Source organism: Bacillus sp. FSL K6-1284 (assembly GCF_038002625.1).
GTDB classification, from domain to species: domain Bacteria; phylum Bacillota; class Bacilli; order Bacillales; family Bacillaceae; genus Bacillus; species Bacillus paralicheniformis.
The window spans coordinates 3,375,366-3,396,437 of the sequence record NZ_JBBOCW010000001.1 but is presented as its reverse complement, the minus strand read 5'-3'; the positions used below and the strand labels follow the sequence as shown (position 1 = coordinate 3,396,437).

At 45.2% G+C, this 21,072-nt stretch carries 27 protein-coding genes; 17 read left to right on the top strand and 10 right to left on the bottom strand.

Annotated elements, in window-relative coordinates; genetic code table 11:
* The first annotated feature begins 175 nt into the window (after window positions 1-175).
* Window positions 176-793 (top strand): 3'-5' exonuclease KapD, encoded by a 618-nt coding sequence (gene kapD / locus MHB72_RS17435; protein ID WP_023856141.1) that lies wholly within the window; start codon window positions 176-178, stop codon window positions 791-793.
* Window positions 794-820: 27 nt separating this feature from the next.
* On the opposite strand, the gene MHB72_RS17430 is transcribed toward kapD, so the two are convergent.
* A complete protein-coding gene (locus tag MHB72_RS17430) occupies window positions 821-1,210 on the bottom strand; it encodes a kinase-associated lipoprotein B (RefSeq protein ID WP_023856140.1) in 390 nt (129 codons plus the stop codon).
* Between the two features lie 67 nt (window positions 1,211-1,277).
* Here MHB72_RS17430 and MHB72_RS17425 point away from each other — a divergent pair, with 67 nt between their 5' ends.
* Window positions 1,278-1,478: a hypothetical protein gene (locus tag MHB72_RS17425; RefSeq protein ID WP_020452772.1), complete on the top strand. Its 201-nt coding sequence runs from the start codon at window positions 1,278-1,280 to the stop codon at window positions 1,476-1,478.
* A gap of 26 nt (window positions 1,479-1,504) precedes the next feature.
* Here the strand turns inward: MHB72_RS17425 and MHB72_RS17420 are convergent, their stop codons facing one another.
* The gene (locus tag MHB72_RS17420; RefSeq protein ID WP_128823067.1) at window positions 1,505-2,668 is read right to left on the bottom strand and encodes a MalY/PatB family protein; all 1,164 of its coding nucleotides are present in this window, start codon (window positions 2,666-2,668) and stop codon (window positions 1,505-1,507) included.
* A 106-nt stretch (window positions 2,669-2,774) separates the two neighbouring features.
* On the opposite strand from MHB72_RS17420, the gene MHB72_RS17415 reads away from it, so the two are divergent.
* Both MHB72_RS17415 and MHB72_RS17410 read left to right on the top strand, forming a co-directional pair.
* Window positions 2,775-3,272 carry a hypothetical protein gene (locus MHB72_RS17415; RefSeq protein ID WP_216919631.1) on the top strand — a complete coding sequence of 166 codons (498 nt, stop codon included), beginning with the start codon at window positions 2,775-2,777 and terminating at the stop codon, window positions 3,270-3,272.
* A 79-nt stretch (window positions 3,273-3,351) separates the two neighbouring features.
* Entirely contained in the window at window positions 3,352-3,606 is a 255-nt protein-coding gene (locus MHB72_RS17410; RefSeq protein WP_216919696.1) for a DUF1871 family protein, read from the top strand.
* A 39-nt stretch (window positions 3,607-3,645) separates the two neighbouring features.
* Here MHB72_RS17410 and MHB72_RS17405 read toward each other — a convergent pair whose 3' ends face one another.
* The gene (locus MHB72_RS17405) at window positions 3,646-4,467 is read right to left on the bottom strand and encodes an alpha/beta fold hydrolase (protein WP_216919633.1); all 822 of its coding nucleotides are present in this window, start codon (window positions 4,465-4,467) and stop codon (window positions 3,646-3,648) included.
* A gap of 203 nt (window positions 4,468-4,670) precedes the next feature.
* On the opposite strand from MHB72_RS17405, the gene MHB72_RS17400 reads away from it, so the two are divergent.
* From MHB72_RS17400 to yugI, 3 genes are all read left to right on the top strand, one after another.
* A complete protein-coding gene (locus MHB72_RS17400) occupies window positions 4,671-5,171 on the top strand; it encodes an Lrp/AsnC family transcriptional regulator (RefSeq protein ID WP_003184796.1) in 501 nt (166 codons plus the stop codon).
* Entirely contained in the window at window positions 5,172-6,344 is a 1,173-nt protein-coding gene (locus tag MHB72_RS17395; RefSeq protein ID WP_216919635.1) for an aminotransferase, read from the top strand.
* A gap of 202 nt (window positions 6,345-6,546) precedes the next feature.
* Entirely contained in the window at window positions 6,547-6,936 is a 390-nt protein-coding gene (gene yugI, locus MHB72_RS17390) for a S1 domain-containing post-transcriptional regulator GSP13 (protein WP_020452765.1), read from the top strand.
* A gap of 233 nt (window positions 6,937-7,169) precedes the next feature.
* Here the strand turns inward: yugI and MHB72_RS17385 are convergent, their stop codons facing one another.
* The gene (locus tag MHB72_RS17385) at window positions 7,170-7,406 is read right to left on the bottom strand and encodes a DUF378 domain-containing protein (RefSeq protein ID WP_020452764.1); all 237 of its coding nucleotides are present in this window, start codon (window positions 7,404-7,406) and stop codon (window positions 7,170-7,172) included.
* A 141-nt stretch (window positions 7,407-7,547) separates the two neighbouring features.
* On the opposite strand from MHB72_RS17385, the gene MHB72_RS17380 reads away from it, so the two are divergent.
* Both MHB72_RS17380 and MHB72_RS17375 read left to right on the top strand, forming a co-directional pair.
* Window positions 7,548-8,711 carry an iron-containing alcohol dehydrogenase gene (locus MHB72_RS17380; RefSeq protein WP_101561525.1) on the top strand — a complete coding sequence of 388 codons (1,164 nt, stop codon included), beginning with the start codon at window positions 7,548-7,550 and terminating at the stop codon, window positions 8,709-8,711.
* A gap of 289 nt (window positions 8,712-9,000) precedes the next feature.
* Entirely contained in the window at window positions 9,001-10,353 is a 1,353-nt protein-coding gene (locus tag MHB72_RS17375; RefSeq protein WP_020452762.1) for a glucose-6-phosphate isomerase, read from the top strand.
* A gap of 21 nt (window positions 10,354-10,374) precedes the next feature.
* Here the strand turns inward: MHB72_RS17375 and MHB72_RS17370 are convergent, their stop codons facing one another.
* A complete protein-coding gene (locus MHB72_RS17370; RefSeq protein ID WP_020452761.1) occupies window positions 10,375-10,902 on the bottom strand; it encodes a GNAT family N-acetyltransferase in 528 nt (175 codons plus the stop codon).
* A 74-nt stretch (window positions 10,903-10,976) separates the two neighbouring features.
* The gene (locus tag MHB72_RS17365) at window positions 10,977-11,453 is read right to left on the bottom strand and encodes a TspO/MBR family protein (protein WP_216919637.1); all 477 of its coding nucleotides are present in this window, start codon (window positions 11,451-11,453) and stop codon (window positions 10,977-10,979) included.
* Between the two features lie 116 nt (window positions 11,454-11,569).
* Between MHB72_RS17365 and MHB72_RS17360 the strand changes: the two genes are divergently transcribed.
* Window positions 11,570-12,136, top strand: coding sequence for a DUF421 domain-containing protein (locus MHB72_RS17360; RefSeq protein ID WP_023856128.1), 567 nt, complete (start codon window positions 11,570-11,572; stop codon window positions 12,134-12,136).
* Window positions 12,137-12,173: 37 nt separating this feature from the next.
* Window positions 12,174-12,578, top strand: a complete 405-nt coding sequence (locus MHB72_RS17355; RefSeq protein WP_020452758.1) for a YugN-like family protein — start codon at window positions 12,174-12,176, stop codon at window positions 12,576-12,578.
* Here the strand turns inward: MHB72_RS17355 and MHB72_RS17350 are convergent.
* Together MHB72_RS17350 and MHB72_RS17345 are read right to left on the bottom strand one after the other, a co-directional pair.
* Window positions 12,575-13,558, bottom strand: coding sequence for a potassium channel family protein (locus tag MHB72_RS17350; RefSeq protein ID WP_020452757.1), 984 nt, complete (start codon window positions 13,556-13,558; stop codon window positions 12,575-12,577). The genes MHB72_RS17355 and MHB72_RS17350 overlap by 4 nt on opposite strands.
* A complete protein-coding gene (locus MHB72_RS17345; RefSeq protein WP_020452756.1) occupies window positions 13,555-13,809 on the bottom strand; it encodes a membrane-integrating protein MstX in 255 nt (84 codons plus the stop codon). Before MHB72_RS17345 ends, MHB72_RS17350 begins: the two co-directional genes overlap by 4 nt.
* A gap of 182 nt (window positions 13,810-13,991) precedes the next feature.
* Between MHB72_RS17345 and MHB72_RS17340 the strand changes: the two genes are divergently transcribed.
* From MHB72_RS17340 to MHB72_RS17325, 4 genes are all read left to right on the top strand, one after another.
* The gene (locus MHB72_RS17340; RefSeq protein WP_023856126.1) at window positions 13,992-14,216 is read left to right on the top strand and encodes a hypothetical protein; all 225 of its coding nucleotides are present in this window, start codon (window positions 13,992-13,994) and stop codon (window positions 14,214-14,216) included.
* Between the two features lie 98 nt (window positions 14,217-14,314).
* Complete coding sequence (locus MHB72_RS17335) at window positions 14,315-14,989, top strand: zinc metallopeptidase (protein WP_023856125.1); 675 nt, start codon at window positions 14,315-14,317, stop codon at window positions 14,987-14,989.
* A 50-nt stretch (window positions 14,990-15,039) separates the two neighbouring features.
* Window positions 15,040-16,329 carry a hemolysin family protein gene (locus MHB72_RS17330; protein ID WP_026580038.1) on the top strand — a complete coding sequence of 430 codons (1,290 nt, stop codon included), beginning with the start codon at window positions 15,040-15,042 and terminating at the stop codon, window positions 16,327-16,329.
* A 182-nt stretch (window positions 16,330-16,511) separates the two neighbouring features.
* Entirely contained in the window at window positions 16,512-17,297 is a 786-nt protein-coding gene (locus MHB72_RS17325; protein WP_216919639.1) for a GH12 family glycosyl hydrolase domain-containing protein, read from the top strand.
* Between the two features lie 82 nt (window positions 17,298-17,379).
* Here MHB72_RS17325 and MHB72_RS17320 read toward each other — a convergent pair whose 3' ends face one another.
* Both MHB72_RS17320 and MHB72_RS17315 read right to left on the bottom strand, forming a co-directional pair.
* Window positions 17,380-18,054: a YqeB family protein gene (locus MHB72_RS17320; protein WP_340903434.1), complete on the bottom strand. Its 675-nt coding sequence runs from the start codon at window positions 18,052-18,054 to the stop codon at window positions 17,380-17,382.
* The gene (locus tag MHB72_RS17315) at window positions 18,051-18,641 is read right to left on the bottom strand and encodes a TetR/AcrR family transcriptional regulator (protein ID WP_016886099.1); all 591 of its coding nucleotides are present in this window, start codon (window positions 18,639-18,641) and stop codon (window positions 18,051-18,053) included. The genes MHB72_RS17320 and MHB72_RS17315 overlap by 4 nt, the downstream gene beginning before the upstream one ends.
* Window positions 18,642-18,943: 302 nt before the next feature.
* Here MHB72_RS17315 and MHB72_RS17310 point away from each other — a divergent pair, with 302 nt between their 5' ends.
* The gene (locus MHB72_RS17310; RefSeq protein ID WP_216919641.1) at window positions 18,944-20,626 is read left to right on the top strand and encodes a glycoside hydrolase family 13 protein; all 1,683 of its coding nucleotides are present in this window, start codon (window positions 18,944-18,946) and stop codon (window positions 20,624-20,626) included.
* A 38-nt stretch (window positions 20,627-20,664) separates the two neighbouring features.
* The gene (locus MHB72_RS17305; RefSeq protein ID WP_020452750.1) at window positions 20,665-21,066 is read left to right on the top strand and encodes a secondary thiamine-phosphate synthase enzyme YjbQ; all 402 of its coding nucleotides are present in this window, start codon (window positions 20,665-20,667) and stop codon (window positions 21,064-21,066) included.
* The last annotated feature ends 6 nt before the right edge of the window (window positions 21,067-21,072 follow it).

Genomic DNA, 21,072 nt, shown 5'->3' with positions numbered 1-21,072 from the left:
GAATTTTCAACATTTTCAGAAATTAAAACCTTAAATATAGAAATATAATGATATAATAAGAGAAATATGAACGTACTTTGGAAAACATTCAGAAGGCTTTAGGCTTGGACGATTTCAATCCGCTGCGCTACATCCATAAGTTTTTTATATTGAGATAGAAAGGCAGGTGTGAAAGTTGGAAGCGAGCACCTTACTGATTATTGATTTTGAATTTACAATGCCTGAGGGAAAGTATCACCCGCAAAATTTTTTCCCGGAAATCATAGAAGCAGGGATTGTAAAGGCGGTTCATGATGAGGTGGTTGAGACATTTTCAAGCTATATTAAGCCGAAGAAGTTCCCTAAATTAACGAGGCGCTGCAAAAAATTTCTCAGCATTACGCAGGAACAGGTTGACCAAGGCATCACGTTTAACGCGTTGATTGAAAAGCTGCGGGAGCTTGATCCTGACCAAAACAGCGCCATCATTACATGGGGAAACATGGATATGAAAGTGCTGAAGCAAAATTGCATGTTCAACCATGTTCCGTTTCCGTTTAAAGGAGAGATGAGGGATCTTTCCATGGAGTACAAGGAATTCTTTGGTGACAAAACATTGACGAATTTGTGGAAAGCAGCGGAAGAGTACGGCGATTCAGGAACGGGAAAACAGCATAAAGCGCTAGACGACGCGATGACAACGTATAAGCTGTTTCGGCTCGTAGAACGGGATAAGAAGTATTTGGAAAATCCGAAACCGACGACGATCGGCGAACGGGTTGATCTTTCAAAAGTTTTTCCGCACGCCACATAAATAACCCAATCTGGCGAACAGATTGGGTTATTTGTGCGGGAAATATTCATTTTCAAGCGCATGAATAAGTTCAAGCGATTTTGCCGCGTATTCGGACGAATCGTTTTGCAGATCCGTTTTTAAACGGTTTAAAGCTGAGCGGAGCGAATCCGCATAATCCGGTACAGCTTCATCGAACGGCTTCACCATACGATGCGGGATATTTGTCTGTTCACCGAAAGCGAGCGCTTTTCGTTCATGAAAAAAAGGGACGTCTGCCTTGTTGGGATGGTGAAGATCGCCTTGCTTCGGGTGGGTCAGCACGGCGAGGATTTTGACAAGGTAGTGCATCGGTTTAACATCCGTAATTTCGCCGATGTAGACGCCTGTCTTATAAAAGCCCTTTACACGATCGCCGACTTGAAATTGGTTGTTCACTGCATCTGCCTCCTAATGGTATCATAATAAATAAATGGTAAAAAAATCATTTCAGGGAGGAAGAAAAATGGCGCCGTTTCTGATTCAGTTTATGCTCTATTTTCCTGAAGACAAAAGAGAATATATCCCTTCTTTTATTACGCTGGCCGTTTTCTTTATCATCGCAATTGTTGTATTCCGGCTGATCATTAAACATTCCAAAAAAGAAGCTGAAAAAGCGGAAAAGCTGGAAAGAGAATTGAATGAAACCATCCACAAGCGCTCTTAGAAGCGCCCGTTTTTCAGCCGGAACGCTTATGAAAAAGCGGTCTTCAGACGTCTGAGCCCGTCTTTTACAACAGAGAGCGAACATCCGACATTCATTCTGACGAATCCTTCTCCGCCCGGTCCGTACTTTGGTCCCGGCTCCAGAATCAGCTTTCCTTTATGAAGGAGAAGCCGTTTGATGTCCTGATCCGTCAATCCGAGCTTGCGGCAGTCAAGCCATGCCAAGTAAGAGGCGTCTGGCTCCATCATGCGGACCTCGGGCAGCTCCTCTGCTAAAAAGCGGCGGACTTCTTCCATATTTCGTTCGATGTAAGGGATAAGCTGATCGAGCCACGGTTCGCCTTTTGAATAGGCCGCTTCGATTGCTGCAACTGCAAATGTATTTAAAGAATGCAGTCCCTGACGCTGCATAACTTTTGCAAAGGCGGTTCTCTTCGCCTTGTCGGGTATGATGATGGCTGAGGCCTGCAACCCGGCCAAGTTAAACGTTTTGCTCGGTGCAATACATGTGATCGAAATATCCGCGAATTCCGGAGATAAAGAGGCGAACGGCGTATGGTTCAGTCCGTTCAGCATCAGGTCTGAATGGATTTCGTCGGAAACAACTGTGACACCGTGTTTAAGGCAGAGTTCGCCCACCGTTGTCAGCTCTTCTTTCGACCATGAACGTCCGGAAGGATTGTGCGGATTGCAAAGAATGAACATCTTCACATCCGGTTCCCCAAGCTTTTTTTCAAGGTCGGAAAAATCCATTTCATAGCGGCCGTCTTTTTCGATTAATGGATTGTGTAACACAACCCGTCCGTTTTTTTCAACAATATCAAAGAACGGCGTATATACAGGCGGCTGTACGACCACCCGCTCGCCGGGCTCTGTGTACGCCTGCACCGCTTGGGCTAGCGCTGTTACAATGCCCGGGCTGAAAGTGATAAACCCCGGTTCAGTATTCCATCCGTGCCGGCGGCTGAGCCAATCGGTGACAGCTTCGTTCGTGCCCGCGCTTGCAGATGTATAGCCGAAAACCCCGTGCTCCAAGCGCTGCTGAAGAGCGTCGATAATGGGCTGGGGGGCGCGGAAATCCATATCAGCCACCCACATTGGAAGCGCGTCATCTACACCGAATAATTCCTGTGTTAAGTCCCACTTCACAGACTGGGTCCCGCGTCTGTTATGTTCTGTATTAAAATCCATGATCTCACCTCATGTCTTTTTCATATGTTATACATTAACTGTGATAAGGATAGATTGCAATGTTTTAACCATGAAAGCTTTTATAAAATAAAGGGAGTGGCATCCGATGGAATGGAGCAGCACGCTTGAGTGGGCTTTTCAGCGTCATCTCAACCCTATGAGCTGGTATATTCGCCCGGTCTTTCTCGTGGCGCTTGCGTATTTTTGCTATAGGCGGACTTGGAAAGGCGTCATCGTTACTTTTTTGCTGATGACGAGCAGCATGTTTTGGTTTCCCGTCCCCGAGCGGATCAATCCGGAGATGCAGGCTGTTTTGGATTACGAGCAGATGCTTTTGTCCAACCCGCTTTCTGCCGTGCTCACGCTCGCTTTTATGATGGGGTTTCTCGTGTTGATTGGCGCGGCATTTTGGAAGCGCTCCTTAGGGTGGGGACTTGCGGTATTGAATGTGACGCTGATCGGCAAGGTTGTGCTGTCAGTGATGCTGACGGGGGAAAACGGCTGGGCGCCCCTCGGAAATACCGTGTTCGGATTGATTCTCGTCAACGGCATCGGGCTGCTGCTGATCGCCTGGCGGAGGAAGCGGAGACAAGCCGGCCGATAGCCTGGTGCTTTCCTTATCGACAAGCCGGCGCGTTATGATACAATAGCTTTTGAAACATTACAATGAAGCGGTGATCATGATGAAAGAAAGTCAGGCAGCAGCACAAATCATCCACATCATAAAGGAATGGGATCCGTTTCAAGCCGGACCCGATTTTTATGAAACGGAAGCGGCCGAGATTGTTCAGGCCGTCTACACGGAAAACGACGCAGAGCGGCTGGGCGAAGCTATCCAGTCCGTTTTTGAAGTATCATTTGATCAGACGCTGCCGCTGGCAGAATGCAAACAGCTGGCTGAACGGCTCCTTGTGATCAAAGACAGCAGTTCGTGCTGATCAGAATTTAAAAACCGCCAAACGGCGGTTTTTTTATATTCATGTCAAAATGAAATCGGCAATTTTGTCTGATACATAATCCGGATTTTCTTCAGGGACGAGGTGGCCGGTTTCCCGCAGGGAATAGAAAATGGAATTGGGCAAATCCTGATGAAGCCTTTTGCCGATCTGTACAGGGACAACGCGGTCCTCTTCGCCCCAGATTAAGAGGGAAGGCGTCTCGATTTTCTTCAAATCGTCCGGTAATAAATCGCCTTCCCGGTGTCTGATGAGACGCGCGAGCGCCCTAAAAATTTGATCGTCAAGAAACGGTTTCAGGTAGCCATTGATCATCTCCTGATCGATCAGAGAGCTGTCGTAGACAACATTCATGAGATTTTTCAGGACGCCTTGTTTTGACAGCCAGCGCTTGATGTACAAATAAAAATAAGGAATATGGCTCCCGAAAATGAGCGGGCGGGGGGAACGCTTTAAATAGCCTGAGCTGCACAGCAGGACGACTTTTTTGAACAGTTCAGGCCTTTCCTTTATCGCATAAAGTGAAATCTGGCCGCCCATCGAATGTCCGACAAGCACGGCGTCTCTAATCTTAAGCCTTTCGATCAGTTCGATGACCACCCTGGCCATGTTTTGATAGGTATACACAAAGGTGCTGGATTTTTCTGATTGGCCGAAGGGAGGCAGGTCAACGGCGACTAAATTAAACTCATCCTTCAGAAGAGGAATGATTTTTCTGTAGCAAAACGAGGAAGAAAGAAAGCCGTGTATTAAAACGAGCGATTGCCTGCCCGGATTCTCGTAATGCTCATAATATATATTGACCCCTTGAATGGTTTCAATAGAAGGTTTTGTTAACAGCATGATCCAAATCACTCCGAATGTTTTTCTTTCATGTTCAAACAATCTGGCTGCATGTTGTCGCCTAAGTCCTGAGTACGTTATTTATCGTACCCGAAAAAAATTTTTTCACGCTTTGATTTCGCTTTTTTTACCGCCTTACATTCGTTCAAAAACGTGCTATAATATTCAGAAGATTTCTTGACATATAAAGGTGTGATAACGAGATGAAGCTAACAGAAAAAGAAACAGAAATATTGGAAATATTAGAGGAAAACAGCCGCCTCGAACCTGAAACCATTGCTAAAATGGCGAACATTTCACAGGAAGAAACAAAAGCGATTATCGAAAAGCTTGAAAAAGAAAAGGTCATCATCGATTATTCGGCAATGATCGACTGGCGAAAAGTCGACGGCCATGAAGGCGTGACAGCGATGATCGATGTGAAGGTAACACCGAAGCGCGGCGTCGGATTTGACGAAGTGGCCGAGCGGATTTATCGTTTTCAGGAAGTTGAATCCGTTTACTTGATGTCAGGCGTATATGATCTGTCTGTTGTCATCCGCGGTAGAACGATGTCGGATATTTCGCATTTCGTGTCCGAAAAATTATCGACGCTCGAATCGGTCGTGTCGACAACCACCCACTTTATTTTAAAGAAATACAAGCATGACGGTAAAGTTTTTGACTCCGGTGATGATGACAAAAGAATCGTGGTGTCTCCTTAAATGAGGACAACTTATATTTCTAAAGCAGCCCAGCAAATCAAACCGTCGGGCATCCGCAAATTTTTTGATCTTGCGTCCACAATGGAAGGCGTGATTTCATTGGGCGTCGGAGAGCCCGATTTTGTAACGGCGTGGAATGTCAGGGAAGCGAGCATCCTTTCCCTTGAACAGGGCTACACGTCATATACGGCAAACGCGGGTCTTCTTTCTTTGCGGAAAGAGATCAGCGCTTATCTGAATAAACGCTTTCATCTGGATTATGCTCCTGATGACGAGCTGATTGTCACAGTCGGAGCAAGCCAGGCGCTTGATATTGCGGTCAGGGCGATCCTTGATCCCGGAGAAGAAGTGCTGATTCCCGAGCCTTGTTTTGTCGCTTATGAAGCGCTTGTTTCTTTGGCGGGGGGAAAAGCGGTTCACATTCACACGAACGCAGAAAGCGGATTTAAAGCGAGCGCAGCCGATTTTGAAGCCGTTCTGACTGAACGTACGAAGGCCATTATCCTTTGCACCCCGTCTAATCCGACAGGCTCTGTGTATTCAAAAAAAGAACTGGAAGAGATCGCGGCTTTTGCTGAACAGCATGACCTGATTGTAATAGCGGATGAAATATACGCCGAGCTGACATACGATGAAACGTATACAAGCTTTGCGGAAATCGCCGGAATGAAAAAGCGGACGATATTGATATCGGGTTTTTCGAAAGGGTTTGCCATGACAGGCTGGCGCCTTGGATATGTCGCAGCTCCTGCATATTTAAGGGACCCTATGCTGAAAATTCACCAGTACTCGATGATGTGCGCGCCGAGCATGGCTCAATTTGCGGCGGAGGAAGCCCTTAAAAACGGTCTCGAAGACGTCGAAAAGATGAAAAAAAGCTATCGCCGCCGAAGGAATGTGTTTGTGGATTCACTGAACGAAATCGGGCTTGACTGCCATCAGCCGGGGGGCGCTTTTTACGCGTTTCCGTCCGTTAAAAAAACGGGTATGAGCTCAGAACAGTTTGCTGAGGAGCTTCTTATCGCAGAAAAAGTCGCCGTCGTCCCGGGCAATGTTTTCGGGCCGAGCGGCGAAGGCTATATCAGATGTTCTTACGCTTCCTCGCTTGAGCAGCTTCAGGAAGCGCTCGTCAGAATGAAACGTTTTGTCCAGAAGACCGGCGCAGTTCAATAAAAAAATGCGCACCTAAAAGGTCCGCATCAACATAAGGGGGGGAATACTAGAAAGCCTTAGTTGTTCTTAGTATTCCCCTTTCAGCTCGGTTTTAAACATACAATGCTTAAAAAAGTTTTTTTGCTTAATAAAGACTTGTATGATATAATTTTTTATTGCGTATAAAAAGAGTTAAATTCATATGATTTAGGAGTTGTTAGTTATGACAGCAAAATTTGAAGTAGGCAGTGTTTACACTGGAAAAGTGACTGGATTACAGGCGTACGGAGCGTTTGTTGCATTAGATGAAGAAACACAGGGACTCGTGCATATTTCTGAAGTAACACACGGTTTCGTTAAAGATATTAATGAACACTTGGCGATCGGTGATGAAGTGCAAGTAAAGGTTCTTTCTGTAGATGAGGAAAAAGGCAAAATCAGCCTTTCTATCCGCGCTACACAGGCAGCTCCTGAACGAAAAGAAAGCAAGCCTAGAAGACAAAAGGCTGTTCAAGCCGAAGATACAGCTGCTCCACAAGGATTCAACACGTTAAAAGACAAACTTGAAGAGTGGATCGAGCAGTCCAACAGAAAAGATCTTATTAAGAAGTAATTGAAAAACTCCGGCAAAAGCCGGAGTTTCAGCGTGTCGCCAAACCCTAGCATTCGTTGTCAGGCCTGCGCGTCGGTGCTCACGAATTCCAACATTCGCTCCGCTCCGATGCTCGCCCTTCCTAGACTGCAAGGGTTTTCAATCACGCTGAAAGGATGACAAAATCCCAAAACGCCTTTTTGTTTTGGGATTTTGTCAACAATCTGAGAACTCCGGCAAAAGCCGGAGTTTTTTTATCGCATTTCCGGCTGCTTGGCGTCTTCGCCAGCAGTCTCTTCAGCCGGTCTAAATAAAAGTCCGAGGTTGATCAGACCTGCGATTCCGACAAGCGCGTAAACGGTCCGGGCTAAAGCGGATCCTTGACCGCCAAAAATGGCTGCAACCAAGTCAAATTGAAAAAATCCTATCAGTCCCCAATTGATTGCTCCAATGATTGTTAATACCAATGCAATACGTTGAAGTGCATTCATTTGTTTTTCCTCCTTTTTGAAGTCCTATATTTCACATTTATAGATTGCGACGGATTTGGAAACATTATACGCTTGAGGAGCAGATCGCTTTACAGGGCATTCGGCGATTTCCCATAATAGTAAATAAAGGAGGAGATATAGATGGATAATTTTACATATTGGAATCCCACGAAGCTGATGTTCGGCCGGGGAGAAGTTGAAAAGCTGGCAGAAGAGGTGAAACACTACGGCCGCAATGTCCTGCTCGTATACGGCGGAGGCAGCATTAAACGAAACGGTTTATACGATCAAGTGATTTCAATTCTTGAAAAGGCAGGCGCGACCGTCCATGAATTGCCCGGTGTCGAACCGAATCCGCGTGTTGCCACTGTGAATAAAGGAGTCGCGATCTGCAAAGAGAACGATATTGACTTTCTATTGGCAGTCGGCGGCGGAAGCGTCATCGATTGTACGAAAGCGATCGCCGCCGGAGCGAAATACGACGGCGATGCATGGGATATTGTGACAAAAAAACATATTCCTGCTGATGCGCTGCCGTTTGGAACGGTTTTAACATTGGCAGCAACAGGATCGGAAATGAACTCGGGATCTGTGATCACAAATTGGGAAACCAATGAAAAATACGGCTGGGGAAGCCCGCTCGTATTCCCTAAATTTTCAATTCTTGATCCGGTCAACACATTTACCGTTCCGAAAGACCACACGATTTACGGCATTGTCGACATGATGTCCCATGTGTTTGAGCAATATTTTCACCATACCGAAAATACTCCTTATCAGGACCGGATGTGCGAATCCCTGCTCAAAACGGTGATTGAAACAGCTCCTAAGCTCATTGAAGACCTTGAAAACTATGAGCTGCGCGAAACGATTCTCTATACAGGCACCATTGCGCTGAACGGCATGCTATCAATGGGCGCACGCGGAGACTGGGCGACGCACAATATCGAGCACGCTGTTTCAGCCGTCTACGATATTCCGCATGCGGGAGGGCTTGCGATCCTGTTCCCGAATTGGATGAAGCACACGCTTTCCGAAAATGTCGGCCGCTTTAAACAGCTTGCCGTACGCGTTTTTGACGTAGATGAAACAGGAAAAACCGATCGTGAAGTGGCGCTTGTTGGAATCGAGAAGCTGTCTGAATTCTGGACCAGCCTTGGCGCGCCAAATCGCCTTGCTGATTATGACATAACAGATGAGAAGCTGGATCTGATTGCCGACAAAGCGATGGCAAACGGCGAATTCGGCCGCTTTAAAACGCTGAATAAAGACGATGTTCTGTCTATTTTGAAGGCTTCTTTATAAGATTTCTTGACGGCTCAAGGAGGACCGCCATACCTTGAGCCGTTGTTCATTTGTTATCTTTTTGACAAAACTGCGCGTGGCGGCTGAAAAACATGCATTTTTGCGCGCCTGCCTCCATCCTCCTTTTTTTCGTCACTTGATTTAACGAAGGAGTTCATATAAAGTGAAAAGGGAAGAGGCTGTCGCCGAAAATCGACATGTTTTAAAACCCTTTGGCTCGCACTCTCATGAAAATGAAAGCGCTGGCGGGTATATGGAAGAAAACAGCTAGTACTGGAGGTTTAATAATATGACGCATGTCCGTTTTGACTACTCAAGAGCATTGCCATTCTTTAAAGAACATGAACTTACATATCTGCGTGACTTCGTGAAAGTCGCCCACCATACCATTCACGAAAAAACAGGTGCAGGCAGCGACTTTTTAGGATGGGTGGATCTTCCGACTGACTACGACAAAGAAGAATTCGCCCGCATTAAAAAATGCGCTGAAAAAATTCAAAATGATTCCGATGTTTTGCTGGTTGTCGGAATTGGCGGTTCATACCTCGGCGCAAGAGCGGCGATCGAAATGCTGAATCATTCATTTTACAATGTGCTGCCGAAAGAAAAGCGTAAAACGCCGCAAGTGATTTTCATCGGCAACAACATCAGCTCTTCTTACATGAGAGACGTGATGGATCTTCTTGAAGACGCTGATTTTTCAATCAACGTGATTTCTAAATCAGGCACAACGACAGAACCGGCGATTGCTTTCCGGATCTTCCGCAAGCTTCTTGAAGAAAAGTATGGAAAAGAAGAAGCGAAACGCCGCATTTATGCAACAACTGATAAAGAGCGGGGCGCATTAAAAACGCTTGCTAATGAGGAAGGCTTTGAATCATTTATCATTCCTGACGATGTCGGTGGCCGCTTTTCTGTGCTCACAGCGGTCGGCTTGCTTCCAATCGCAGTCAGCGGAGCCGATATCGATGAAATGATGAAGGGCGCCCGCGATGCGAGCAAAGACTTCTCCACATCAGAGCTTGAAGACAATCCGGCTTACCAATACGCGGTCGTCAGAAATGTCCTTTATAACAAAGGCAAAACGATTGAAATGCTGATCAACTACGAGCCGGGCCTTCAGTACTTCGCAGAATGGTGGAAGCAGCTCTTTGGCGAAAGTGAAGGAAAAGACGAAAAAGGCATTTATCCATCTTCAGCCAACTTCTCGACGGATCTTCACTCTCTTGGACAATACGTACAAGAAGGAAGAAGAGACATGTTCGAAACGGTGCTGAACGTTGAAAAGCCGAGACATGAGCTGACAATCGAAGAAGCGGACAATGATCTTGACGGCTTAAACTACCTTGCCGGCAAAACGGTCGACTTCGTCAATAAAAAAGCGTTCCAAGGCACAATGCTCGCGCACACAGACGGTAATGTGCCGAACCTGATCGTGAACGTACCTGAAATGAACGCTTACACGTTCGGCTACCTCGTATACTTCTTTGAAAAAGCCTGCGCAATGAGCGGATACCTGCTCGGCGTCAACCCGTTTGACCAGCCTGGAGTGGAAGCGTACAAAGTCAACATGTTCGCCCTCCTTGGCAAGCCTGGTTTCGAAGAGAAAAAAGCAGAGCTTGAGAAACGTTTGGATCAATAAACGAAAAAACAGCCTCCGGACTTATTGTCCAGGAGGCTGTTTTAATTCATATGACGGATGCTGAAGTCCAGTAGACGGATAAAATTCGTCATGAGTGTAGACGAATCCCAATTTTTCCAGTCGTTTTTGTGAAGCTGTATTTTCAGGGTGATGTCCCGCAAACAGCTTTTTTGCCCGGATTTTGTTAAATGCGTATTCAATCATGGCCTCAGCCGCTTCAGATGCATAACCTTTCCCCCAAGCCGAACGGACGAGATGAAAACCAAGCTCGTACACATCATTTTCCGGGTCATAGGGGCGAAGTCCGCAACATCCGATGAATTCGTTGTTTCCTGTTTTAAATATCGGGAAGTATTGCACACCGTGTGTTTTGTATTGTTCGATCTCAAGCAGCAAACGATTTCTTATTTCGCTATCGGTCATAATTCCGTCTGCTGTCAGATATTTGGCCACATCTCGATTTCCCCACAATGTCTTTGCCAAATTCAAATTCTCTTTAGCCCATAAAGAAAAGCCGATGCGTGTTGTTTGCAGAAAGCAGTGCTTCATTCCATTCCGGTCCCCCTTGTAAGGCAGCTGTTCACCTTATTTTAACACGGCAATAGCCGGCGGGGCTCGTTAACCTAATGATTCATCCCGTAAATCGCAAACGCGAGATAAGTCGCGAAAAAACTCCACAACACATAAGGGACAAGGAGAAGTGCTGCTCTTTTATGAATGCGAAGTGTAATCAAGGCGAGCGCAAGAGCGGTCAAGGCTACGAAAAAGGAGTCGGCCGCGGCAGCAAGTACGTTTTTTTCCGTGAATTGAAAATAGCTGAATGCCTGGTTAAACAAATAGTTAATGATCAGCATGATCCAAAATGGCGCCGCTGCTTTTCTTAGATCATATGTGGCATACACAAGCGCCGCCGCTAATGAAATGAAGGCGAACAGCACGCTCCAAATGGTTCCGATTAAACGGCCTGACGGCGTCCAATCCGGTTTGTTTAATGACTCATACCATTCACGATCTACGGGAAATAAAACGCCCGCCAGTGAAAACAGTGCATATGTAACGAGAAACACGATGACAGCCGTTGCTATTTTTTCCTTCTTCAATAGAAGTCCCTCCTCATAGTAAGCTCATACCTTTGTCTTTCCCTATTCGTTTAAATATACTCATACCGCACAAGCTTCTGATCCATACTAAAAAATAAAACGGGTGAAGTGACATCATGTTATTTGTATTGGAAACGTTGTTTCTCATCTTAACGGGTATTGTTCTGCTGAGAATTTCGGGGAGGAAATCAATTTCGCAAATGACAATAGCCACCACCGTCGTCATGATTTCCATCGGAACGATCATTGTTCAGCCGATCATTGAAGACAGCATTTTTAAAACGGTGGCAGCTGCATCGATCTTTATCATCGTCCTTCTGTTGATCGAGTATTTGAAAATGAAATTTGATTTTTTTGAAAGCCTGATTGCGGGGAAAGCCGTTGTATTAATCGAAAACGGCGAGCTTCAGAAGCAGAACCTAAAAAGGCACCGCCTGACTGTCGACCAGCTGGAAATGAGGCTCAGGACACAGGGGATTTCAAAATTATCGGACGTGAAAAACGTAACGCTCGAATCAAACGGCCAGATCGGCTACGAGTTATCGGATGATGCAAAGCCTTTTACTATGGGAGAGTATAAAAAATTCCTCCGCATGCAAAACAACCTGCAGCAGCCGGAGGACAATCTGTTTAAGGAAATCAATGAAGGGCACCTGCACGAACCTGATAAACAATTGCGCTAGGGCCCAGAAGTATAAAAACGAAAAAAGGAGTTTTTTTATGATAAGCTTACCTTCTGAACTGGAAAACCGGTCGTTTTCTCTTTATCATCTCGAACAGACGCTCAAGCCTCTCGGTTATGTAATCAGCGGCGGCTGGGAATATGACCGCGGCTTTTTTGACTATAAAATTGATGATGAGGAAGGATACTTATTTTTGCGGATTCCGTTTGAAGCGGAGGACGGACAGCTTGATTCGCAAAATGCGACGGTCAAGCTCGGTACACCGTTTTTGCTTCGCCACGTCTATCAGGAAGCGCTGGACGACTACGTCGTTCAGGGGAATTTTCGCGCATCTTTTGACCAGTTTGCTGAACCAAAAGAAAAAGACGCCGATATTCCCGGCGTCTATGAAAAGCTTGGCCAATCGTATGTAAAAGAACTCGAAAAGGCGCTTCTTTCCTAAAGTGACAGCAGCTGGTCTGTCGGCTGAAGCTTGTACGAAAATGAAGGAGACAGCACAGGCCCGTCTTTTTGGTGAATACCGATGACGAAAATGTCTTCCTTCATGAAATGGTGAATCACTTCTTGAAAAGACGCACCTTCCATCGTCTTCGGAAGCGGAACCCGATGGACTTTGAAATGAATATCGGCTTCCTTAAATAGCGGATCAGGAAGCTGATTTTTAATGAGAAAATGCTGCAGCATTGCTGTTTTTAAAAGGTCCGCCGTACTGATGATTTGGTTCGCTCCGGCGCGCTCGGCATTTTTTTTCTGCTTTTCCGTCAAGATTTCTACAACGCAATACACCGACGGGTTCAAGCCTTTAACAGCCAGCAATGTTAAGACCGACTGCATATCTGCAGATATTTCGCTTTTATGCTGATCGGCGGTAATAAAGACGATTTCAGCTTCTTCAATATTGGCTTTTTGCAGTGTGGCATCATCCGCAGCGGGTCCTCTGATGAAATGAATGTTTTCCATCAGGGGGCCTTCCTTTAGTGTTTCATCAATGAGCACGATCGTTTTGTTGGAATCGGCGGCCTGGAGCGTCCTCATCAGTTTGTTGGATTTCTCGTTCCAGCCGATCAGGATCATATGTCCCTTGCCTCTGTAGTTGACCTTGCCTTCGGCGTAGCGCTGCTGCTTGCTGAAAGCGGCCGTCGCCATCGTTGCAAAATAGGCCGTGACAAACGCTGCCCCTATTAAAATAAGGAGCATGCCGACGGTTTTGCCGAGTGCGGTTTTAGGTACAAAATCACCATATCCGACTGAGGACACGGTGATCAGCGCCCACCATACGCCTTCAAAAACGTTTGAAAATTGCTGCGGCTCGACGAATGTGATCAGCTGACCGAAAAGGATGATCAATAAAAGGATAATGATTGCGATGCGGACATATATCGGCCACCTCAGCCATGCGATAAATACACGGTTTGATTTCATGTTTCTTCACCGTCTTTCCGCAGGGAAAATGATAAAATCTCTTTGATGATTGCATTTAACTTTTGATTGGTGCTTACTTTCCCGTGCTGTTCAATGGCTTGTCTGATCATTTCTGCCGTTTCTTCTTCAAATTCGATCAGCTGCTCGTCTTTTTCCGATTCGTTATAGAGAAGAATGAACGCATCAAGCCCTTCATTCATTTTATCAATCGCCGTGCTTAACTGTTCTTTTTCCTGATCCGTTACTTTCACCGTGTCACCACCCGAGCTCTCCTTTTTATTCAGTATATCCCTATTTTACAAAAATTTTTCAGGTAAAAATAAACCTTCGATAACCGACAATAACCGGTAGAGCTGAAGATTTTTACTGGGGCGTCATATCGGTTCCCGTCCTTCCATACACTTTTTATAAACGGATGAGGGATGGGAGCGGAATGTCCTGTTTAATGAGGCTCTTTTTCATACTGGTCGGAGTCCAGCTGATGGCGGCGGCATCCATTCAATTCATTTTTGATTTAAACGCCGTTTATCATTCCTCTGATGAGGTATTCTGGAGGGAGTTTTTCAAGGAGCTGTCCACAAGGCCGCCTTTCTATATCATGGTGTCAGGAATGGTGCTGATCTTTATCGGGGTTTGTTTACCGCGAAGAAAAAGGTAGTGCACTTTTCTGTACAAAAGGAAATCCCTCGGGATAAAATATATTTACAATTAAAATTTTAAACGACTTATCACAAGAGGGAAGATGATTGCATGAGCATGATTTTTTACTTGTTAACATTTGCTGCATTAGGTTTATCGATTTGGGCACAATTTAAAGTAAAGAGCAACTTTGAAAAATATTCAAAAGTAGAGGCGTCAAGCGGGAGAACTGGAGCCGAAGTGGCCAGACAGATTCTCGACCAAAACGGCCTTTACGATATCCCGGTTGAACCGGTAAGAGGAACCTTGACAGACCATTATGACCCGACAGCACGCGTTGTGCGCCTGTCCGAACCCGTATATTACGGGCGTTCAATTGCAGCGGTTTCCGTTGCTTCCCATGAATGCGGACATGCCCTGCAGCATCAGGAATCATACGGCGCACTTGTTTTGAGGCATAAGATGTTTCCGATCGTGAACTTTTCTTCGGGAGTGGCGCCGTTTTTGTTTATCGGCGGAATGCTGCTCGGAAGCCTGAATCTGATCGGACTCGGCATCATTTTGTTTTCGGCAGCCGTATTCTTTCAGCTTGTGACACTGCCTGTTGAATTTAACGCAAGCTCCCGGGCAAAAAGGATCATCGTTTCAGAAGGAATGATCCGCAACACGGAAGAAAGAGGCGTCAGCAAGGTGCTGGATGCCGCGGCTTTGACATATGTTGCTGCAGCGCTTGTTTCGCTGTTTGAGCTGCTGCGCTTCGTCGCAATTTTCCTGTCCGGTCGTAATGACTAACCATTCGTCTTAAGGAGGTGGCCCCTTACCATATTTGGTAAGGGCTTTTTTTGAATATCCTGAATCTCATACTCGTCATACTTTTAATTGCAGCTACGGCTTTTTTCGTTGTCGCCGAATTTGCGATCGTCAAAATCCGCGGCACAAAAATCGATCAGCTTGTTGAAAGCGGGGATAAGCGGGCGATTGCGGCCAAAAGAGTGGTGACAAATCTTGATGAATATTTGTCTGCCTGCCAGCTCGGCATTACCATCACCGCATTAGGGCTCGGCTGGCTCGGAGAATCGACATTCGAAAGGATCATCCATCCGCTTTTTGAACTATTTGGCCTGCCTGAATCCGTTTTAAGAGTGGCTTCGATTGTTACCGCCTTTGTCATCATTACATTTTTGCACGTTGTGGTCGGCGAGCTTGCGCCAAAAACGATTGCGATTCAAAAAGCGGAAGCCGTCAGCTTATGGACGGCGAAGCCGCTCATTTTGTTTTATAAAATCATGTTCCCGTTTATCAAACTGCTGAATGGCTCGGCCCGGCTGTTAACGAAGCTGTTCGGGTTCCATTCGGTTAAAGAGCATGAAGTGGCAATCAGTGAGGAAGAGCTGCGGCTTATGCTGTCTGAAAGCTATAAAAAAGGAGAAATCAACCAGTCTGAGTATAAATACGTCAACAAAATTTTTGAATTTGACAACAGACTGGCCCGGGAAATCATGGTGCCGAGAACGGAGATGGCTACCTTGTTGGCCGATCAATCCATAAAAGAAGCGATTGAAACCGTCATTAATGAACGCTATACGAGATATCCGGTCATTAAGGATGATAAAGATCATATTATCGGAATTGTCAACAGCAAGGATTTGTTTAAATCGTATTTTCTCGACGAGACGATTCCTTTAACGGACTTAATGAGGCCTGTCATCAGGGTGATTGAGAACATACCGATCCAGGAGCTCTTGATTCGCATGCAGAAGGAACGGATTCATATGGCCATTCTTGTTGATGAGTACGGCGGAACCGCAGGACTGGTTACGGTTGAAGACATATTGGAGGAAATCGTCGGGGAAATCCGGGATGAGTTTGATCAGGACGAAATGCCGCACATTATAAAAAAAGGCGAACACCATTATATTATGGACGGAAAGGCTTTAATCGACGAAGTGAATGACCTCCTTCATATCGCGATTGAAAACGAAGAAGTCGATACGATTGCTGGCTGGCTTCTGACGCAAAAGATGGAGCTGAAAAACGGTGACATCTTCAAAACTGAGGGATGCGAATTTAAAATTCTTGATGCTGAAGATCATCATATCCGTTTCATTGAAGTGAAAAAAACGGAATTTTAAAAAGACAGCTGCGGGCGACCGCGGCTGTTTTTTAGTTCGATGGCCGTTCTTTATTTCAATAAAATGGATATCTTTTCAAAGATAAGAGGATATATCTATGGAAATTCATGACTTTTTACGAATGTACTCCGTTTCGTTCTTTTTTATAATAGGGTGTATAAATATGAGGAGGTTTTCAATACGTGAGAAACAACCATTTGCTAAAAGCTATCCTGCTATGGGGAGCTGTATGTATCATGCTGCTGACGGGGCCGCTCTCAGCGCTTGCTGCTTCGTCATCAAACCCGTCGGATAAATTGTATTTTAAAAACAAAAAATACTACATATTCAACAATGTTTGGGGAGCCGACCAGGTCAGCGGCTGGTGGCAGACCATTTATCATAACAATGATTCAGACATTGGCTGGGTATGGAATTGGCCGAGCAATACAAGCACAGTAAAAGCTTATCCGTCGATCGTCAGCGGCTGGCATTGGACTGAAGGCTATACTGCGGGCAGCGGCTTCCCGACCCGATTGTCAGATCAAAAAAACATCAACACGAAAGTCAGCTATTCGATCAGTGCGAACGGCACGTACAATGCCGCATATGACATTTGGCTCCACAATACAAACAAGGCAAGCTGGGGTTCGGCTCCAACCGATGAGATTATGATCTGGCTCAATAACACAAATGCCGGACCTGCCGGTTCTTATGTCGAAACTGTTTCGATCGGCGGGCACAATTGGAAAGTATATAAAGGCTATATTGATGCTGGAAGCGGCAAAGGATGGAACGTGTTTTCATTTGTCAGAACGGCAAACACCCAACGTGCGAACCTGAATGTTCGGGATTTCACGAATTATCTTGCCGACTCCAAACATTGGCTTTCCAAAACAAAGTATGTCAGCAGTGTGGAATTCGGGACGGAAGTTTTCGGAGGCACAGGACAAATTAATATTTCCAATTGGGACGTAACAGTCCGCTGATGGATTCACACCGCTCTTTCACAAAAAGAGCGGTGTTTAATTTATTCCAAATGTTCTTTTTTAGGCGTTTGCAACTGAAATATTACGATACCATCCTTACGTATTGCCGTTTATCTTCATCCTGTATAACCACTCCAAGCTTTGCCAGGTCTTTGCGCAGAATTTTTGCTTCTTCATGTTTATTATCCAGTAAAGCTCGTTCTCTGGCTAAAAGTAGCGTATTGATATGCGAGGGAAAATCGGGGTGATCCGCAACCCAGCGTTGATACTCATTCTTAAAAGGATCTTCGTCTGCCCATTTATAGCCGTGATGTTTAAAAGCACTTTCTGCAAGGGCTCTCTTTGATTCAAGTTGTTCACGGTACAATTCAGTACCCTTATGATCAAGAACAACAAGATCCTTATTCTCAAAATAAACTGCAGAAATGTCTTTTTTCTCAATCACTTCTTCTTTCTCTTTAAACAACAGCTTCACATTTTGATCAGAGATGAACACCTGAAGAATTTCAGTGAAAATATATTGTGAAAAAAATAGGCCGGCAACGATTCCGATAACTGCAGCGATAATTGAAACCCAGAAATTGTTTAGTGATGTGATAAATTCCAAAGGCCCTTTAAAAGGAACGATTGGAATGGTCAATACCCAATCGGCTATAACAGGCAAAAACCATCCAAGAACAGCTCCTAAAACCGGTGGAATGATCCAATACAAGGTTTTCTCTATTTTAGATAATCCAATAATCGTTTCCTGATTCAAAATCTTTCACTGCCTTTCATCACATGACTGACTGCTGTTTCCCATATTTTTTTATAATCCATCTCGATTCCTAAAATCATAAAGTTACCCAAATTATCAATGATCAGGGCAAGGGAGTGTGCATTCACTTTGGTGTTTTTAGAAGAGATGACACCGAGTTCGACACCGTAAGAAAGCAATGCTTCAAAACCTTCTAAGAATTGTTCCATGATAGATTTAAGCTTTTTCTCATACCTTGGTTTTTGTGCTGCACTTAAAACAAACTCGTGTACCACTTTTAAAGCAGGAGAGTTATGTTTATACTCTTCAAAATAGCGTATGCCGTCTGTTATTAATCGTTTTTTAAAGTTTTCCTTCGTGTACTCATTGATTGAAAAAAATTCAGAGAAATTGTGATCATCAAATACAATGTGAAATAGATAATCCACCAGCTCTTCTTTAGAAGGGAAATAATAGTAAATAGCCGGTTTAGAAATGCCGACTTCCGATGCAATCATTGAAAGGCTCGTGCCTTTTAGGCCGTGTTGGGCAATAAGAGTAAATGCTGCTTCAACAATCGCATCTTGGGTGTTCATTTTCTTTTTCATTGAAATCATCCTTAGCATAATCTGTATATTTATTTTACTTACCGATAGGTAAAAAAGCAACTGTAATTTATGCTTTACATATTCTGTATTAACAGATGCTCCGTTTCAAAAGGATTAAAGCTTCTTTCACCTACTCTTGCCATCACCCTTGCTGCCTTCAAAGGATTTATAAGCCGCAAAGCATATTTAGTATTGAGAAACGTATAATCGTTGGTATATCAAAGTTTATAGGATGTTTATGTTCGGAGTCTAAAAATATTTTATTCATATATCATAATGTCTTCACAACAAGGGGTGTTTGAATGACAAGGGCATGGTGGAAAGAGGCTGTCATATATCAAGTGTATCCGCGCAGTTTTATGGATTCGAACGGGGATGGCATCGGAGATATCAACGGGATCAGAGAGAAGCTTCCGTATATCAGGGAGCTCGGGGCAGATGCCATTTGGATTTGTCCGGTCTTTGATTCTCCCAATGCCGATAACGGTTATGACATCAGGGATTATCAAAGCATTATGCCGGAATTTGGCACGATGGACGACTTTGACGCTCTGCTGACTGAAGCGCATCAGCTCGGAATGAAACTGATCATCGATCTCGTCATCAATCATACGAGCGATGAACATCCATGGTTTATCGAATCAAGGGCAGAGCGGAATTCCGAGAAGCGGGACTGGTATATTTGGCAAGACGGAAAGGACGGGAGCGAACCGAACAACTGGGAAAGCATATTCGGCGGCTCAGCCTGGACTTATGACGAAAAAACAGAGCAATATTATCTGCACCTGTTTCACGAAAAGCAACCGGATCTGAATTGGGAAAACAGTGACATGCGAAGCGCTCTTTATGACATGATCAACTGGTGGCTTCAAAAAGGAATCGACGGGTTCAGGGTTGACGCGATTTCACACATTAAGAAAAAAGAAGGACTTCCGGATCTGCCGAATCCGGAAGGGCTCTCTTTTGTGCCTTCATTTGCTTATCATATGAATGTCGACGGGATTATAGCGTTATTGCAGGAACTAAAAGAAAATACGTTCGCCGGGTATCCCCATATCATGACAGTCGGCGAAGCAAACGGTGTCAGCGCTGAAGAAGCGGAGGACTGGGTTGGAGAATCAAACGGGATATTCAGCATGATTTTCCAATTTGAACACCTCGGTCTTTGGGGGATTGAAGGCGGAGAACTCGATCTCCCCGAACTCAAGCGGATATTGTCAAACTGGCAATCGGCTCTTGAGGGGAAAGGGTGGAACGCGCTTTTTATCGAAAATCATGATCAACCCCGGGCCGTTTCAGTCTGGGGAGATGACGGGAAATACAGAGTAGACAGCGCCAAGGCCTTAGCTGCGATGTATTTTTTGATGAAAGGCACCCCGTTTATTTATCAAGGGCAGGAAATCGGAATGACAAACGCGATTTTCTTCGATATAGATGATTATGATGACGTATCGATTAAAAATGATTACCGGATTCAAAAAGAAAAGGGCCGCTCACACGAAGACATCATGAAGGCGGTTTGGAAAAAGAGCAGGGATCACGCCCGCACGCCGATGCAATGGACGGATCGGCCAAATGCCGGCTTTACTAAAGGAGAACCGTGGCTCTGCATGAACGAAAATTACAAGCTGATCAATACGGTTCATCAGCAGCATGACCCCCGGTCAGTCTATCATTTTTATAAACGGTTGATCGCGATCAGAAAGCGGTATGACGTCTTCATCGACGGATCATATGAACTGCTCTTCCCTGAGGACCGGCAGATTTTCGCATACTTGCGAAAGCTTCGGGAAGAAACGGCCATCGTGATCGTCAACCTTAGCGCGCGCCAGGCGTTTTACCATCATCCCGCATACCCGTTATGTACGGACGGACTGCTGCTGTCAAATGCTGATATCAACGCGCACAAGCACCTTACATCTTTTGTGATGAAGCCTTATGAGGCGCGCGTTTACATGATCAGACAGGAAATCGGCGATTTATAACGAATAGAGAAAGGGTGCCAGGAAAGGAGCGGATTCGTATGTTGAAAAAAATACAGATTCAAACAAACCGGCGCGATGAAATGCTTGATATTACAAATGACGTCCAAAGATTCATTTCAGAAAATGGCGTTTCCAGCGGCACTGTTATTGTCTACTGTCCGCATACAACGGCAGGCATTACGATTAATGAAAATGCCGACCCCGATGTTAAACGCGATATGCTGAGACGGTTCGATGAAGTGTATCCGTGGGAACATGAGCTTGACCGCCATATGGAAGGGAATACCGCGGCGCATTTGAAAGCGAGCACGGTCGGGGCATCGCAACATATGATCATTGAAGGGGGCAGGCTTGTCCTCGGGACTTGGCAGGGCATATATTTTTGCGAGTTCGACGGCCCGAGGCACCGGACATGCTATTTTAAAATCACAGCCGATTGAAAGGAG